The following is a 14,925-nucleotide window of genomic DNA, read 5'->3' on the forward strand; positions in this document are numbered from 1 at the left end:
GGGTTCCTCCGCGCGCACGCGGTATGAAGAAAAAGGCGCCGAGGGGAGCACCCGCCCACGCCTCGGCGCCTGGGATGCCGCACCTGCCTCGGGTCCGTCAGGCCAGGTAGTTGCAGCGGCAGTTGGGCTCACACGCGTTGTCGGTGGCACAGGTGCCGGGGAGGCTGGGGGTGTTGGGGGAAATGACCGCCCCACCCACCACCGTCTCCAACGTCTCGTCGCTCAGCTCCGGCAGCGACGAGATGTCCCTCACCACCGCATTGAAGCTCACCAGTTCCTTCTTCATGTCGACATCCTCCTGCGTGGACGTGTGACCTGCCCCACCCTCGCGGCCACGCGTCCGGGGCAGGACAGGAGGCAGCTTAGCTGGAAGACCGGGTGTCCGTTCAACTGGCCCTTCGGTGAGCGCTTCAGGGCCGCGCGTCACTGTCCTGGGAGCTGGAACACGCGCACGTAGTCCACCTCCATGGCCGCGGGGATCGTCGCGGCCAGATTGCCGTCGCTGTAGCCGGTCGCCGTCTCGATGCCCGTGTAGCCATACGTGGAGTAGCGAGGGAAGCCACCGCCGAAGGCCAGGTTGAGATGAATCGAGTGCTCGTAGGCAAAGACAGTCGAGAGCGGGCTCGTGGGCGGGTTGTTCGGGAAGACACTGGTCAAGCTCCGATCGAACACCTTGGAGCCGTCCGGGCGGTAGCGATAGAGATTCCCGTCGGCATCCAGGTACCGCATCGGCCTTCCATCGACGTACCAGGTGATTCGATCGGGCTGCCAGAGGAAGCCGTAGCGCACGAACCGCGTGCTGGTCTCACCGTCCACGAAGTTGCTCGGAGTCAGCTGAGGGCCGAAGTTGCTCGAGCCCTGGTAGGAGTCTCCCGTCCGCACGTTGTACATCGCGGCGGACGACGTGTTGCACGACGCTCGACCGGTGCACGCGTAGTGGAAGGTCCCATGCGTCAGGTCTGGGCGCGCGCCGAGCAGCTCGGTGACGTCGAACTCACCGTAGGCAGGCCACCCCCCCGGGGTCGAGTCGTCGCCGGGTCCGACCAGCCAGAAGGCCCCCCAGTAGGGGTTTCCCTTGGGCATCTTGATGCGCGCCTCCGTGTACCCATACCGGAACTTGAACTTCAGCGGCCCCCCCTGGTTCCGGGTCGTGAGGAAGCCGGACGTGAAGTAGTAGGTCCGGGTCCCGGTATCGGGATTGGTCGCGCCGCAGGTCACCGTCTCGCGGCGCGCGGTGATCTTCAGGGTGCCCCCCCCGACGCTCACGTTGCGAGCGAAGTAGCACTGATCTTCTTTGTTGCCGCTGCCGTAGTTGGAGTTCTCGAACGTGTTCCACTTGGACGAGTCCACCGTGCTGTTTTCAAACTCATCACCCCACACCAGGCTGTAGCCAGAGGGCGCATCGGCCGAGCCGAACACGGGCGGCTCCCCTTCGGCCATCAGGAGCGAAGCGCCGCCGAGGTGGGCCTCGGTCTCGGGCCGTGGAGACTCGCCACAGCCTCCGCTCGTGATGAGACACAAGACCGCCGCCATCCAGGGGCTCGAACCCCCACCGCCACGGAGAAGTCGCGAGTGATGCATGCCGTACCTCCCAAGACAAAGCGTTTCCCTACAACCCAATCCTCAACATGTAAATCATTTCATACTTGTTTTACTCGAATTACATCTTCATATTCCAGTGGAGTGCTCACATCCGAGTAGACTCGAGCGCCATGAAAGCCCTGCACCGCAAAGCGCTCTACGGCTGGTCCGTCTTCGACGAAGCGCGCAACCTGGACTTCCACAGCGTCCTGTGGGTACGCCCCGAGGGCAACGTGGTCATCGACCCGCTCCCCCTGTCCACGCACGATGCCGCGCACCTGCGCTCGCTCGGAGGCGTGGCCTGGGTGGTGGTGACCAACTCGGACCACGTCCGCACCACGCGCGAGCTGGTCTCCGCCTTCGGCGCGAAGGTGGCCGGCCCCCGAGCCGAAGCGGAGACCTTTCCTCTCCCGTGCGGCCGGTGGCTGTCCACGGGCGAGGAGCTCGTCCCCGGGCTGGTGGCGGTGGAGCTGCACGGCTCCAAGACCCCCGGCGAGCTGGCCCTGCTCCTCGAGGACACGACGTTGGTGACAGGGGACCTGATTCGCGGCCACATGGGCGGACGGCTCAACCTCCTGCCGGAAGCGAAGCTGAAGGACCCCGTCCAGGCCCGCGCTTCGGTGCGCGAGCTGCTCGCACGAGGGCCGCGCATCGACGCGGTGCTGGTGGGCGATGGTTGGCCGGTGTTCCGCGGCGGGCGCACGGCCCTGGAGGAGCTCTCGCAACCTGGTGCCACGGCCGCTCCATGAGCAGCCCTCAGTCGAGCGTAGCAGCCCCTCCAGGGGGTGTTTACAGCCGGGCCCGCCTGAAGTAGGGGGCGGACATGCCCATCCTCGCCCTCGTCCGACACGGACAGTCCCTGTGGAACCATGAGAACCGCTTCACCGGCTTCGTGGACGTGCCCCTGACCGAAAAGGGCCGCGCCGAGGCCCGGCAGGCCGCCCAGTCCCTCCAGGGCCTGGGGATCAAGTTCGACGTCGCCTACACCTCCGCCCTCACCCGCGCCCAGGAGACGCTCGCCATCATCCTGGAGTCGCTCGGCCAGCGCGTCCCCGTCATCCGCGACGCCGCCCTCAACGAGCGCCACTACGGCGACCTCCAGGGCCTCAACAAGGAAGACGCCGCCAAGCGCTGGGGCGACGATCAGATCAAGATCTGGCGCCGCTCCTACGACGTGCCGCCCCCCAATGGCGAGTCCCTCGAGATGACCGCCAAGCGCGTGCTCCCCTTCTATGATCGCGGCATCAGCGGCGACCTGCGCCTGGGCAAGAACGTGCTCGTGGTCGCCCACGGCAACTCCAACCGCTCGCTCGTGATGAAGCTCGACAAGCTCACCGGTGAGCAGGTGATCGGCCTGGAGCTCGCCACCGGCGTGCCGCTCGTCTACGAGATGTCCAAGGAGTGCGAGGTCATCAAGAAGCACGCCTGAGTCCCCAGGTGCGCCGGGGGCCCCGAGCGGGCCCCCTCCGTCCGGCTCAGCCCAGCAGCGCCACCAGGCCGGCGAGCCCGAGGACGAGGAAGTAGAGCGACTCGCCGGCGATGAGGCCTCCGCCCACCAGCGACGTCGTGCTCATGTCCTCGGGCAGCACCTCGCCCTCGCCCGGAGCGCCGGACGACTTGGGCGCAGTCCGCCGCGACAGCGTGTTCCAGAGCGAGGACAGGATGCCGCCCACGCCGAACCACAGCGCCACCGACAGGTTGACGAAGCCTCCGAAGGACGAGGCATAGGGGCTGGACAGCAGCACTGCTTCCATCACCCACCCCACCGCGAAGCCCGTGCGCGAACCCTGGACGAAGCGCGTGTAGCGCGCGTTGCGCTTGAGCAGCTTGCGCGCCACCTCGATGAGGAAGCCCACTCCGAGGCCGAGCAGCAGCGCCTTCACCGTGTAGTCCGACAGCGTGCCCAGGCTGCGAATGGCGCCCACGATCTTGTACGTCATGGCCGAGCCCCACTGCCCCACGGGCGCCGTCGGGTCATCGAGCTGGTTGATGGCGAGCACCGGATAGGCGCTCATGAACACGCGCGCCAGCCCCACGCACAGCACCGCGCCCATCACGATGCCCACCACCTGGTAGCGGAACTGCACGGTGCGGTCCGTGCCCAGGCGCCAGCCCGTGGAGCGGTCCTGCTGCATGTCACTGCCCACCGAGGTGCAGATGAGCAGGATGCTCGCGGACATCAGGCCCACCAGCGGCTCCTTCAACCCCAGGAGCGACATGAGCAGCACCGACACCACGAAGGCGCTGGAGATGGGGTTCTGATCCGTCATGCCATAGGCGATGCCGTTGATGAGCACGAAGAGCAGCGACAGCGCCATGCCGAAGAGGATGAAGCCCAGGGGCTGGCCGAGCAGCCGCGTGGCCACCAGGACCAGCGCCACGCCCCAGAAGGCGACCCACGCGAGCAGCCGGGGCAGGTTCACCTGCTTCCACGCGGGCACCTCGTCCGCGGGCAGCCGCGCCCGGTTGCGCACCCGCTCCACCGCCTGCACCGCCAGCAGCGACAGGTCCACCACCGCCGCACCGCAGATCATCGCCAGGCCCACGAGGAAGCCAATCTTGCGGAAGGGCTCGTCCGGCTTGAGCCAACCATGCTCGCGCAGCCACGGCGTCGCGGCCGCGCCCAGGAGACCCCCCACCATGGCGGGCACCGTGATGCGGCTGCCCACCACCAGGCCCACCCCCACCGTGGACGCGCTCAGCCCGGCCGCTCCCAGCGCGGCCACGTGCTCGGTGAGCCAGGCCACCAACGAGCCCGCGCCCGCGCCTCCCCCCAGCTTGGCGATGGAGCGCTTCAACAGCCGCTTGTCGGTGAGCGCCCGCAGGATGTTGGCCACCGCGTGGCCCGACGGAAAGTCCAGTTGCAGCCGGTCCACGAGCAGCGGCGTGTAGAGCATCCCCACGCCCACGCCGAACATGCCCACACACCCCATGAAGAGCATCAGGTGCCAGGCGGGTGGCTGCGGCATGCCCAGCCACACCATGGCCTGGATGAGCACCGCCATGGCGCACATGGAGGCCACCGACGCCGCCATGGTCTGGATGTAGTTGGCGCCGTGCTTGCCCTCGGGGCCATAGCCGTAGGTGACGGCGCTGCCGAGGATGCCCGCCAGCACCTGCCCGCCCACGAAGATGCCCAGGCTGAAGTTCATGTACGAGGCGGCGATCCCTCCCAGCGGCCCCAGCACGAAGATGGCCACCGCGCTGAGCAGCAGGTGGAACTTCCAAGAGCCCGGAGGTGGAAGCCACCCGTAGCGCGGACGTTGGAGCGACGGCGGTGCCTGGGGAATACCAGTGGGGGAGGACTCGAAGGGCGGAATGACGGGCCGGGCCATGGGGGCCCGGAGGCTAACCTACTGGCAGATCCCCGGACAGTCGCTCGTCTGGCCCGGATCGCACGCGTCGAGGGGATCGTCCACACACCGCTTCGACGTGGGGCAGCCCCCAAAGACGAACCCCCCACAGCACAGCACGGCGCCCGCGGGCACATCGCAGGAGGACGCGTAGTTCTCGCAGTTCCCTCCCGCCGCCGGGCGCGCGAACGTCCTTCCCTCCCTACACACGGGCTCCTCGTCCACGGGGCGGTCTCCACATCCCCCCAGCACGGACACCCACGCCCACAGACACGGCAGCACGAGTCTTTTCATGCCCGACATTCCAACAACACCTTCAGATGCGGGAGAAGGACCAACCCACCGCGTGTCCATTCTCATACGGCATGACCCCGTGGAACGCCCGCGGATCCTCGTCGAACACCAGCGGCAGGAAGTGCCGATCCCCATCCCACAAGGGCAGGCGGAAGATGTCCTTCACCGGCACCCACGACAGCTCGCCCTCCACGTTGCGCTCGGCTGGCGTCCCCTCGAAGCGGTCGATGCGGAAGACGAACCCCAGCCAGTCCTCCCCCTTGGGACCAAAGCCCGGCCAGTTGATGGTGCCGCGCAGCGTGAGGTGCGTGCACTCGATGCCCGCCTCCTCGCGGATCTCCCGCCGCATGCACGCGACGACGTCCTCGTTCGCCTGCATCTTTCCCCCCAGGCCGTTGTACTTGCCCAGGTGCGCGTCGTCCGGGCGCGCGTTGCGGTGGACGAGCAACACCTTCGTGCCGTCCGGAGACATCACGTAGCCAAGCGTTCCGATGATGGGCGTGTAGCGCATGCCCGACCTCTTATCTCCTGAGCGCCCCATCGCAAGTCATCCGCGGGTAGGCCCCACGCGGGGAACCCCGCACCGCTCGTGAATGACGCTTCAGTCCCGGTAGCCGCGGGCCTGGAGGTTGAACAGGTGCGCGTAGCGGCCGCCGCGCGCCATCAGCTCCGCGTGGCTGCCCAGCTCCTCCACCTGTCCGCCGTGGAGCACGGCGATCCGGTCCGCCATGCGCACCGTGGAGAAGCGGTGCGAGATGACGAGCGCGATGCGGTCCGCCGCCAGTTGCTGGAAGCGCTCGAAGAGGGCGTGCTCGGACTCCGCGTCGATGCTCGCCGTGGGCTCGTCGAGGATGAGCACCTCGGCGTCCTCGCGCATGAAAGCACGCGCCACGCCCAGCTTCTGCCACTGCCCTCCGCTCAACTCGAGCCCATTGTCGAACCAGCCGCCCAGCATCGTGTCGTACTGGTTCGGCAACGCCTCGATGACGGTGCTCGCCCCGCCCTGCTCCGCCGCCCGGATGATGCGCGGCCGGTCCTCCAGCGCCTCCACGTGACCCAGGCCGATGTTCTCCGACACGTTGAACTGGTAGCGCACGAAGTCCTGGAACACCGCGCCGAAGCGCGAGCGCAGGTCCTTCGGATCCATGTCCTTGAGGTTGACGCCCCCGTAGAAGATGTCCCCCTCGGTGGGCTCGTACAGCCGCAGGAGCAGCTTCACGAGGGTGCTCTTGCCCGCGCCGTTCTCCCCCACCAGCGCGAGCTTCTCGCCGGGCTCCAGCCGCAACGACAGGTGGCGCAGCGCCCAGGCCTCCTTGCCCGGGTAGCGGAACGACACGTCACGCAGCTCGATGGCGTTGTGGTGCCCCCGGGGCGGAGAGCGGGCCGGCAGCATCCGGGGTGCCTCCTGGCCGGTGGGGATGTCCAGATAGGCGAAGAGGTTGCTCATGAAGAGCGCCCCCTCGTACATGCTGCCCACGCTCGACAGGATGCCCTGGAAGGCGCCCTGGCCCTGCCGGAACACCCCCAGATAGAGCACCATGTCACCCACGGTGATAGCCCCCAGCGACGCCCGGTTCGCCACGAACGCGTAGCAGCCATAGAAGGCCCCCAGTGACACGAGCCCCAGACTCAACCCCCAGCCCATGCGCCGCAGCGCCAGGGAGCGGTCCTCCTGGAAGAACTTCTGGAACAGCGTGCGGTAGCGGCCGAGCACCAGCGGCCCCAGGCCGAACACCTTCACCTCCTTCACGTGGCTGTCGCGCGTGAGGATCCACTCCAGGTAGTTGAGCTTGCGGCCCTCGGGCGCGCGCCACGAGTAGAGCCGGAAACCCTCTTCCGCGAGCCGCGCCTCGGCGATGAACGCCGGGATGCTCGCCGCCACCAGCACCGCCACGCTCCACGGGGACAACGACACGAGCAGCACCGCGTACGTGGACAGCGTGACCAGGTTGCGCACGATGGAGAAGGCATCCATCACCAGCGAGAGCGGCCGGCTGCTGGCCTCGCGCCGGGCGTTCTGCATCTTGTCGTAGGTCTCCGAGTCCTCGAAGTGGCGCAGCTCCAGCTCCAGCGCCTTGTGGAGGATGCGCTCGTTGAGCAGGTTGCCGAGGTTGGCCCGCCCCAGCTCGCGCACCAGCGCCAGGGAGCGCTCCAACGCCGTCGAGCCCACCATCAACCCGAACTCCAGCGCCACCAGGTGCAACACCCCCTCGCGCGCCACCACCCCGTCCACGATGAGCTTGCCCACCCAGGCGATCGCCGCCGGCATCATCGCCGCCACGAGCGTGAGCACCGCGAGCGCCACCGCGCTCCGGGGACTCGCCTCCCAGAACAGACGGAAGGTGCCGGGCAGTTGCCGGAAGAGGCTGCCCGCGTTCTTCAACCGGATCTTGAGCGAGGGAGGAGGAGGCTTCGGACGCGGAGGAGGCACGTTCCCTCTCTAACGCGTCTCTCCGTCATATGCCGCATGCCCGCCTGCTCCCCGAACGGACTTGGACAATCCGCCCGCCGTGTTCCAGGGCTATGATGGCGCGGCCCCTCTCCTCCTGGAGCCGTCCCGATGAAGCGCTTCGTCATCGTCTTCGACAACGAGCCCGCGGATTCCGCCCCCTGGATCGCCAGTGCCTGTGCCTCGTCCCGGCTCTCCTTCGTGGACAACGAGGCCATCATCAACGAGCTGGCGAAGAACAAGGACGCCCGGCCCCTGCTCAGCGGCAACACCAAGGAGAACCCCCAGCTCGCCCCCTTCTACAAGGCCGCGCTCGACAAGATCGCCGGGGACCAGCCGCGCGTGGGGCTCTACAGCACCAGTTGGTTGCTCTACCTCGGCCAGGCCGATGCCTGTGTGCTCGACTTCACGGGGCTGGAGGAGCAGCGCATGCTGGGGCTCGCCACGGGCATGGCCCAGAAGATCGCCGACGACTACGTCACCAAGTACAGCACCCTGCTCCAGGACAAGGCGCGCAAGGTGCTCCCCCCCGAGCGCATCCTCGTACTGCCCGCCAAGGAGAAGGCCGCGCGCAAGGCGGAGCTCGCCGCCGCCTTCATCCAGAAGCTCGGCTAGGGACCGTCCATCCGTGAGCGGCGAGGCTCCCCCGGAGCGTGGAGACGTCGCCACGCGCCGGAGGTCCTCGTTCGCGTCACGGACGCGTCACCTCATGGACCGCTGATGACGAACTGCGACCCCGGCTCCTTGGCGATGTCGCCATCGGCCGAACCGGTGATGGTGACATTCGTCAGCGTCGCGTTGCCGCGGGCGCCGCTCATGGCCAGGATGCCGGCACCATTGCGCGAGTTGCTGATCCGCACGTTGCTGATCACGACGTTCGGCATGTTGCCGCCACCATTCTTGAACTGGATGCCGTCGTAGGTCGAGTCGTCGATGTCGGTGTCCTGGATGGTGACGCCGACGATGTCGCGGGTCGACGGGAACAGCGTGATCGCCCCGAACTCCTGGTCCTCGTTCCAGAACGCGCCACCGGTCCGGTAGAGCCCGTTGTTGGCGATCAGCGTCGTCCCCGAGAAGGGCAGCGGGTCGTGGTCGGTGGCCAACATGATGCCGGGGTAGTTCATCGTGTCGTAGACGAGGTTGTTCTCGATCGTGTTGCCATAACCGCCGTAGATCGCGATGCCGTTGGCCCGCCAGGGCAGTTGGATGGTGTTGTTGATGAAGTGGTTGTCGTGGGCGATGTCCACCGCGCGGTCCTTGACGTAGGGGTTGGCCCAGACCGCCAGGGAGTCGTCACCGGTGGTGCGGAACGACGAGTTGAACACCTGCGAGTTGCGCGTGCCGTTGCTGAAGTTGATGCCGTCCGCGTAGGTGTTGCGGATGCGCATGCCACTGAATTGCAGGCCGTCGGCCGGACCCCACAGCTCGGGGATGTTGTCGTAGTCGCGGCCCACCCAGACCGCCACGTTGGCGTGCTCGATCCACACGTTGGTGATCTTCGTGTTCTTGCCGAACCGGCCATTCAGACCAACGCCGCCCTCGGCGTTGCCGTCTCCACCACGGATCCGGCCAGAGCCGAAGATCGCGATGTCGGAGATCTGCACGTTGTCGTCGATGTCGAAGCCGAAGTTGCCCTCGTGGGGATGGTTGATGCTGGCCGTCTGGTTGTGCGGCTCAATCGTGGTGTAGAGCTGCGAGTGCCACATGCCCGCGCCGCGGATCGTGACGTTCCGGATGCCCACCTGGTTGTACATCCCGCGGTTGAGCGGATCGTCGGTGAGGATCTTCTTCTCCTGCCGCCACTGCCCCGCGGGAATCCACACGCAGCTGATGACGCCGTTCTGGTCGTCCGTCACCGCCCGCTGGATGGCCTCCGTGTCGTCGATCCCATCGTTCGGCACCGCGCCGTAGTTCGTGATCGAGGTGCACTCGGCGGGCTTGCTCGCCGCGGGTGCCACCTGCTCGAGGTCGATCAGGTCGATGATGTAGAACGACGCCGTGTCCGTCGCGTCGCGCTGCAGACGGAACGTGGTGCCAGCCGGGTAGGACTGCGCGAGCAGCGCGTGCGACTCATCGAACAGCCGCCGAGCGTCGGCCTGGGGCGCGTTGGTCAGCGCCTCCGGACCGTCGGTGTTCCCATACAGCCAGCTATGCCGCGACGAGAGCGTCAGCTTCTGCACGAAAGTGCCGTTGGCGTACAGGCTGATCGTGGCCTCCTGGCCACCTCCGTTCGGCGCGTCGGGGATGGAGTTGCGCACGACGATCGCGTTCGCCTGGTTGGTCGAGGTGAACTCGACGTAGTGACCGGTGCTGCTCAGGCGCACGGACTTGCGACCCGAGGACTCGGTGGCGAAGTTGGTGTGCCCGAAGGTCCGCAGCGCGTCCGTCTCCAGCAGGGTGCCCTGGTAGCGGCCGGCCTCGGCCTCGTAGGTGACCCACGGGACCGCCGCCCCACGCCCGACCACGATCGACTGCGAGAACGTGTTGTTGTTCTCGTTGGTCTCGGCGACGACTCCAGTCGCGTCGGCCGTGGCCGTGACGGTGGCGCCCCCGCTCGTGGCGGTCCAGCTACCGCTGGTGGTCACGGTGACGGTCGCACCGGCGGCGATGGCTGGAGTGGTGGCATCGAGCGTGCGGCCCCCCACCCCGACCCGGGTGACCGTGGCCACCCCGACCGCCGTGGTCCCGCGGTTCTTCACCGCCACGCTGAACGTGACCGGCGCCCCAACGGCCGGGTTCGCCGGATTCGGGCTGATGCTCAACACCTGCAGGTCGGGCCCGGGAGCCTCCGACACCGTGAGCCGGGTCGGGTTGCTGAACGCGTTGTTGCCCTCGTTCTGCTCGATGACGGAGCCCTCCGGGTCGACGACGGCGCCGATCGTGTAGGACCCGGCGGCCTTCTTCCCGATCGACGCCGACACGGTCGTGGAAGTACCGGCCGCGAGACCGGCGACGGAGGCCGTGGCGACCGCGGTGCCGTCGACGGTGAGGTTGACGGTCGTTGCCGCCGACGACCGGGTGCCGATGTTCTTCACCGTGGCCGTCAGCGTGATCGCGTCGGACTCGATCGGCGAGGCCGGCGTCGCGGTGACCCCGGTGACCGTGAGGTCGGGGTTGGCCGTGGGGGTGCCGTAGACCTGGAGCTCGGAGACCTGGCCGTTGCCGGACCCGGTGTTGCTCGTGAAGACGACCCGGACGTCGGCGGCGGTGCCGGTGAACGGCACGGTGACCGTGTTGCCGGTCGCCGGGTTGAACGTGTACGCCGCGGAGGCCTTGAGCGAGGTCCACGACCCGCCAGCCTGAGCGCGGCCCTGGATCTCGAAGGTCTGGGTGCGGGTCGACCAGGCGGCGGCCGGAGGAAGCTTGAGGACGACGCCCGAGAGGTCGACGCTCGTGCCGAGCGAGACCGTCAGGTGGCTCGGGTACTGGCCGCCCGCGCCCTCCCAATAGGTGTCGGCGTTGCCGTCATTGGCGTTGGTGGCCACGAACTGCCACTCCGTCGAGGAGCCCACGATGGGCTTGCCGAGCGCGAGATTGCTGCCGGTGGGCGGATTCGGCGGCGGGTCGGTCGGGGTGCTGGCGGTGCCGCGGACCTCGAACTCGGAGAGCTGGCCGGCGTTCCAGCCGGTGTTGGCGGTGAGGGTGACGCGCACGTAGCGCGCGGACGTGTCCGGGACGTCGATCGTCACGGCGTTGCCCGTGGACGGGCTGAACGTATAGGACGCACTCGCCTTGAGGGTGGTGAACGAGGAGCCGTCGGTGGAGGACTGGATGGACAGGGTCTCGTCACGAGCCCCCCAGTCGGCCGGGAGCCGCAGGACGATGTCCTCGACGGTCGCGGCCGAGCCCAGGTCGATCTGGGCCCACTGGGGAAAGGCACCGTTGGTCGATTCCCAGTAGGAGCCCTGGTTGCCGTCGGTGAGGTTGTTCGCCGTGTAGGGGGCGTTGCTACTGCTGGCGGAGGCGGGCTTGCCCGCGGAGAGCACGGTCGAAGCCAGGGACGCGCTCCGCGCGACGACCGCCACGCTCAACGGCGTGATGTCTTGTCTGTCAGACGAACCACCCGCCGGGGTGCACGCGCCCGTGAGGAATGGAATCGCACATGCGACATGAAACAGTCGCCTTGAATGTTTGAAATTGTCCATGAATGACGCCTTGCTCAGACGATGGGTGAAATTCGCCATTCCGTCTTAGAGGCGTGCACAACGGGTCTCGGGTTACCAAAATCGACAGAGCGAAACCCGACCGGCCGAGCGATGTCAGTTCCATCCAGACAGCTCTCCATTCCGGCGTGACGACGCATCGCGACAAGGGGCGCTCCACCGCGTGGGGAGGAGCGCCCTGCGCAGTGCGTCAGAATCCGACGAGCCCGCGCTGGAATTCGCGGACGTCTCCGATCAAGTCCGCCGCTCCCTTGACGACCTTGGCCGTGCCGAGGATGGCCTGGAGCGGACCCGTGATGCTGTTGAGTCCGGGCACCACGCCCGCCACGTCCAGGCCGAGCTGACCGGCCGCCAGGGCGATGTTGAGCGCGTCCTTGGGCTCGGCGCGGATGGCGTCGACCAGGTCCTTGGCGCTGCCGATGGCGCTCACCCCGTTGACGATGTTGCCGAGGATGGGCACCGACTTGAGGCCCGCCTTGGCGCCGAACCTCGCGGCCTCCGTGGCGATGCGCTCCTTGAGTTCCTCGGGCAGCGCGTCCACGAAGCGGCCGAACATGCGCGTGAGGTTCTCGATGCCCTGGCTCCCGAAGGGCAGTTCCTGGCCCGCCACCTTGAAGTGCTCTCCCTGGCCCAGCAGCGCGGTGCCCGTCTCGGCGATCTCCGCGAGCGCCCCGCCAACGTCGCCGCGCCCGAGCTTCTCGGCCGCCTCGAAGATGTTGGTCACCGCGCCCGAGTCCACCATGGCCGCGTTGAGCTCGTGATCCTCGAACAGCCGGCCGATGCTGCCCGGAATCTTGGACAGCGAGTTGAGGAACGCCTTGGCAGCCTCGGGGGCCGTCTGGGCGATGGTCTTGCCCGTGGTGGCGATGCCGGAGAGGAAGCCGCCCACGTCGCCACGCTGGAGCGCGCCGAACGCATCCCCCAGCGCCTTGCCCACCTGCTCGTTGCCCAGCAGGCTCGCCGCCGCGGCGAGCGTGTCTCCGGCCCACTCGGGCACGTGGAGCTTGTCGGCCAGCGCGCCCACCATGCGTCCGCGCAGGTCCGGCGGGATGTCCCCCAGCGCCTTGCCCAGCGAGCGCAGCGCCTCGCCCGGCTTGCCCTGGGCGAACTGGGCTCCCGCCTCCATCACGTCGAAGGCCGTGCCGCCCAACGCCGCCAGGTCCGCGCCGTTCTGGATGCCGAACGGCTTGAGCTTCTCCATGAAGCCCGCGTTCTGGGCGAGCGCATGGGCCGCCGCGTCCCGCACCGTCGCGTTGCCGAGGATCTCCCGGGCTCCCTGCACCAGGTCGCCCGACATCATCTTGTTGAACGAGGCGTGCAGCTCGGGGTTGGTGACGAGCTGGTGGACCAGGTTCGGGTCGGTGAGCAGCGAGCGCGCGATGCCCGAGAAGGCGTTGTCCGGCAGCTTCGCCGCCGTCGTGGTGATGGCCTTCTCGACGATGGACGGCGGAATCTTCCCCGCCGCGTTGCGCAGGTTGGTGATCGCGGCCTGGAAGTCCCCCTGGCCCAGCGCCTGACCCGCCTTGAGCAGATCCGGCAGTCCCTTGCCCGCCTGGATCAGCTCGGACGGGGTGATGCCCAGGGCGGTGATGTTGTTACGCAGGCCCTCGGGCAGCTTGCTCACGAGCCGCTCGCCCAGCTTGTTCAGCAGCTCCGGCGCCGCCTCGGCCGCCTTGCTCAGCGCGTCGATGCCCTCGTTGATCTTCCCGTCGGCGAACGACCGCGCCGCGTCGAACAGGTGCGGCGCGGCGGCCCCTGCCTCGACCAGATCCTTGGGCTCCAGGCCCGCCTTCGCGAGCATGCCCTGCACGCCCGGATCCTTGCCGATGGCCGAGAGCGCCGCGTTGCGCGCGGCATCGTTGCCCAGCAGGCCGCGCAGGCCCTCCATGCGCGTCTGCTCGTTGAAGAGCTTGCCCACCTGCGAGTGCAGGTCGCGGTTGGTCACCACCTGGCGCAGGAAGGCATCGTCCGTCAGCAGCGACTTCGCCGCGCCAAGCTGCGCGGGCAACTGCTGCGCCAGTCCCTTCATCGCCTGGGTGGTCAGGTCCGGCGCCGAGATGGCCGCTTCGCGCAAGCCGTTGAACGCCTTGCCCCAGTCGCCCTTGGAAGCCGCATCCGCCGCCTCGTACAGGTGCGGCAGTGCCGGGCCCGCCGAGCGCAACTGCTGCTCGGTGATGCCCAGCTTCTGGAATTGCGCCTTCACGCTCTGGGGCAAGGCATTGACGACCTTCTCGCCAATCTTCGCCGCCAACTGGGGCGCTGCCTGCACCGCGGCCTGCACCGACTCCAGCCCGCCCTTCACGTCCCCCTGCTGGATCTTCTCGAACGCCTCCAGCAGCTTGGGCGCCGCCGCTCCGGCGTCCACCAGATCCTGCGGCGTCAGGCCAATGCGCTCCAACTGGCCCTTCACCGCCGGATCATTGCCCACCGCGCCCAGCACCGCGTCGCGCGCCGAGTTGTTGGAGAGCAGCTCGCGCAGCGCCCCCGTGTCCGTCGGGTTGCGCATGAGCTTGCCGAACGAGTCGTGCAGCCCCGCGTTGGTGATGAGCTCGCGGGCCACCCGGTCATCCGTCAGCAGCGTCCGGCCCAGCCCGGGCGGAAGGTTCTGCGCCAGCCCCTTGAGCGCCTTCGTGGCCACCTCGGGCGCGGCGAACGCCGCATCACGCAGGTGCCCCAACGCCTGCTCCGGGTGTCCCTGCAGCACCGACTCCGCCGCCTTCTGCAGGTGCGGCAGCGCCGGGCCCGCCTTCTGCACGTCCTCCGCCGTCAGGCCCAGCTTCTCCAGCACCTTGCGGTCCGCAGCCGCCGGCGCCTGCGTCGGCGCCACCGCCGGGGTGGACCCCAACCGCTGCTGCTGCTGGGCGGGCGTCATGCCCCGCTCGAAACCATCTCGCCCCTTGGGCTGCTGCGGCTTCACCTGGTTGCGTGCCGGCACCGCCGGAGCCGCCACGGGCCGCGCCGGGCCCTGGGCGGGCTTCGCCTCGGAGGACCTGGAAGGGGCTTGGGGCTTGGAACCACCGGCCTTGTCGATCGCCATGATGCAACCTCGCGAAAAGCTGGGAGCGCCCACCGGTCAGGCCGGCGG

11 protein-coding genes are annotated in these 14,925 nt (G+C 68.2%); 3 read left to right on the forward strand and 8 right to left on the reverse strand.

Annotated elements, in window-relative coordinates; all coding sequences use genetic code 11:
- Positions 1-97: 97 nt before the first annotated feature.
- Positions 98-286: a hypothetical protein gene (locus CYFUS_RS48105; RefSeq protein ID WP_095991360.1), complete on the reverse strand. Its 189-nt coding sequence runs from the start codon at positions 284-286 to the stop codon at positions 98-100.
- A 137-nt stretch (positions 287-423) separates the two neighbouring features.
- Positions 424-1,533, reverse strand: coding sequence for a glycoside hydrolase family 16 protein (locus CYFUS_RS48110; protein WP_157759076.1), 1,110 nt, complete (start codon positions 1,531-1,533; stop codon positions 424-426).
- Between the two features lie 179 nt (positions 1,534-1,712).
- Here CYFUS_RS48110 and CYFUS_RS48115 point away from each other — a divergent pair, with 179 nt between their 5' ends.
- Both CYFUS_RS48115 and CYFUS_RS48120 read left to right on the forward strand, forming a co-directional pair.
- Complete coding sequence (locus CYFUS_RS48115; protein ID WP_095991362.1) at positions 1,713-2,330, forward strand: MBL fold metallo-hydrolase; 618 nt, start codon at positions 1,713-1,715, stop codon at positions 2,328-2,330.
- A 74-nt stretch (positions 2,331-2,404) separates the two neighbouring features.
- Positions 2,405-3,010, forward strand: coding sequence for a 2,3-bisphosphoglycerate-dependent phosphoglycerate mutase (locus tag CYFUS_RS48120; protein ID WP_002631760.1), 606 nt, complete (start codon positions 2,405-2,407; stop codon positions 3,008-3,010).
- Between the two features lie 46 nt (positions 3,011-3,056).
- Here the strand turns inward: CYFUS_RS48120 and CYFUS_RS48125 are convergent, their stop codons facing one another.
- The 4 genes from CYFUS_RS48125 to CYFUS_RS48140 all read right to left on the reverse strand — a co-directional run bounded on the left by CYFUS_RS48125 (position 3,057) and on the right by CYFUS_RS48140 (position 7,659).
- Complete coding sequence (locus CYFUS_RS48125; RefSeq protein ID WP_198316384.1) at positions 3,057-4,916, reverse strand: OPT/YSL family transporter; 1,860 nt, start codon at positions 4,914-4,916, stop codon at positions 3,057-3,059.
- 18 nt (positions 4,917-4,934) lie between these two features.
- The gene (locus tag CYFUS_RS48130; protein ID WP_157759077.1) at positions 4,935-5,228 is read right to left on the reverse strand and encodes a hypothetical protein; all 294 of its coding nucleotides are present in this window, start codon (positions 5,226-5,228) and stop codon (positions 4,935-4,937) included.
- Between the two features lie 22 nt (positions 5,229-5,250).
- Positions 5,251-5,739: an NUDIX hydrolase gene (locus CYFUS_RS48135; RefSeq protein WP_095991364.1), complete on the reverse strand. Its 489-nt coding sequence runs from the start codon at positions 5,737-5,739 to the stop codon at positions 5,251-5,253.
- Positions 5,740-5,829: 90 nt separating this feature from the next.
- Positions 5,830-7,659: an ABC transporter ATP-binding protein gene (locus CYFUS_RS48140; RefSeq protein ID WP_095991365.1), complete on the reverse strand. Its 1,830-nt coding sequence runs from the start codon at positions 7,657-7,659 to the stop codon at positions 5,830-5,832.
- A 129-nt stretch (positions 7,660-7,788) separates the two neighbouring features.
- Between CYFUS_RS48140 and CYFUS_RS48145 the strand changes: the two genes are divergently transcribed.
- Positions 7,789-8,292 carry a hypothetical protein gene (locus CYFUS_RS48145; protein WP_095991366.1) on the forward strand — a complete coding sequence of 168 codons (504 nt, stop codon included), beginning with the start codon at positions 7,789-7,791 and terminating at the stop codon, positions 8,290-8,292.
- Positions 8,293-8,384: 92 nt separating this feature from the next.
- On the opposite strand, the gene CYFUS_RS48150 is transcribed toward CYFUS_RS48145, so the two are convergent.
- Positions 8,385-11,702 carry a CARDB domain-containing protein gene (locus tag CYFUS_RS48150; RefSeq protein ID WP_232537896.1) on the reverse strand — a complete coding sequence of 1,106 codons (3,318 nt, stop codon included), beginning with the start codon at positions 11,700-11,702 and terminating at the stop codon, positions 8,385-8,387.
- 328 nt (positions 11,703-12,030) lie between these two features.
- Complete coding sequence (locus CYFUS_RS48155; RefSeq protein ID WP_095991367.1) at positions 12,031-14,877, reverse strand: hypothetical protein; 2,847 nt, start codon at positions 14,875-14,877, stop codon at positions 12,031-12,033.
- Positions 14,878-14,925 lie beyond the last annotated feature (48 nt).

Origin of the sequence: Cystobacter fuscus, assembly GCF_002305875.1 — a bacterium.
Classification (GTDB): Bacteria; Myxococcota; Myxococcia; order Myxococcales; family Myxococcaceae; genus Cystobacter; species Cystobacter fuscus_A.

Bases quoted from the DNA above. Each gene is read 5' to 3' on its own strand.
- CYFUS_RS48105 (WP_095991360.1), bottom strand. From the start codon at position 286: ATGAAGAAGGAACTGGTGAGCTTCAATGCGGTGGTGAGGGACATCTCG.
- CYFUS_RS48110 (WP_157759076.1), bottom strand. From the start codon at position 1,533: ATGGCGGCGGTCTTGTGTCTCATCACGAGCGGAGGCTGTGGCGAGTCT.
- CYFUS_RS48115 (WP_095991362.1), top strand. From the start codon at position 1,713: ATGAAAGCCCTGCACCGCAAAGCGCTCTACGGCTGGTCCGTCTTCGAC.
- CYFUS_RS48120 (WP_002631760.1), top strand. From the start codon at position 2,405: ATGCCCATCCTCGCCCTCGTCCGACACGGACAGTCCCTGTGGAACCAT.
- CYFUS_RS48125 (WP_198316384.1), bottom strand. From the start codon at position 4,916: ATGGCCCGGCCCGTCATTCCGCCCTTCGAGTCCTCCCCCACTGGTATT.
- CYFUS_RS48130 (WP_157759077.1), bottom strand. From the start codon at position 5,228: ATGAAAAGACTCGTGCTGCCGTGTCTGTGGGCGTGGGTGTCCGTGCTG.
- CYFUS_RS48135 (WP_095991364.1), bottom strand. From the start codon at position 5,739: ATGCGCTACACGCCCATCATCGGAACGCTTGGCTACGTGATGTCTCCG.
- CYFUS_RS48145 (WP_095991366.1), top strand. From the start codon at position 7,789: ATGAAGCGCTTCGTCATCGTCTTCGACAACGAGCCCGCGGATTCCGCC.
- CYFUS_RS48155 (WP_095991367.1), bottom strand. From the start codon at position 14,877: ATGGCGATCGACAAGGCCGGTGGTTCCAAGCCCCAAGCCCCTTCCAGG.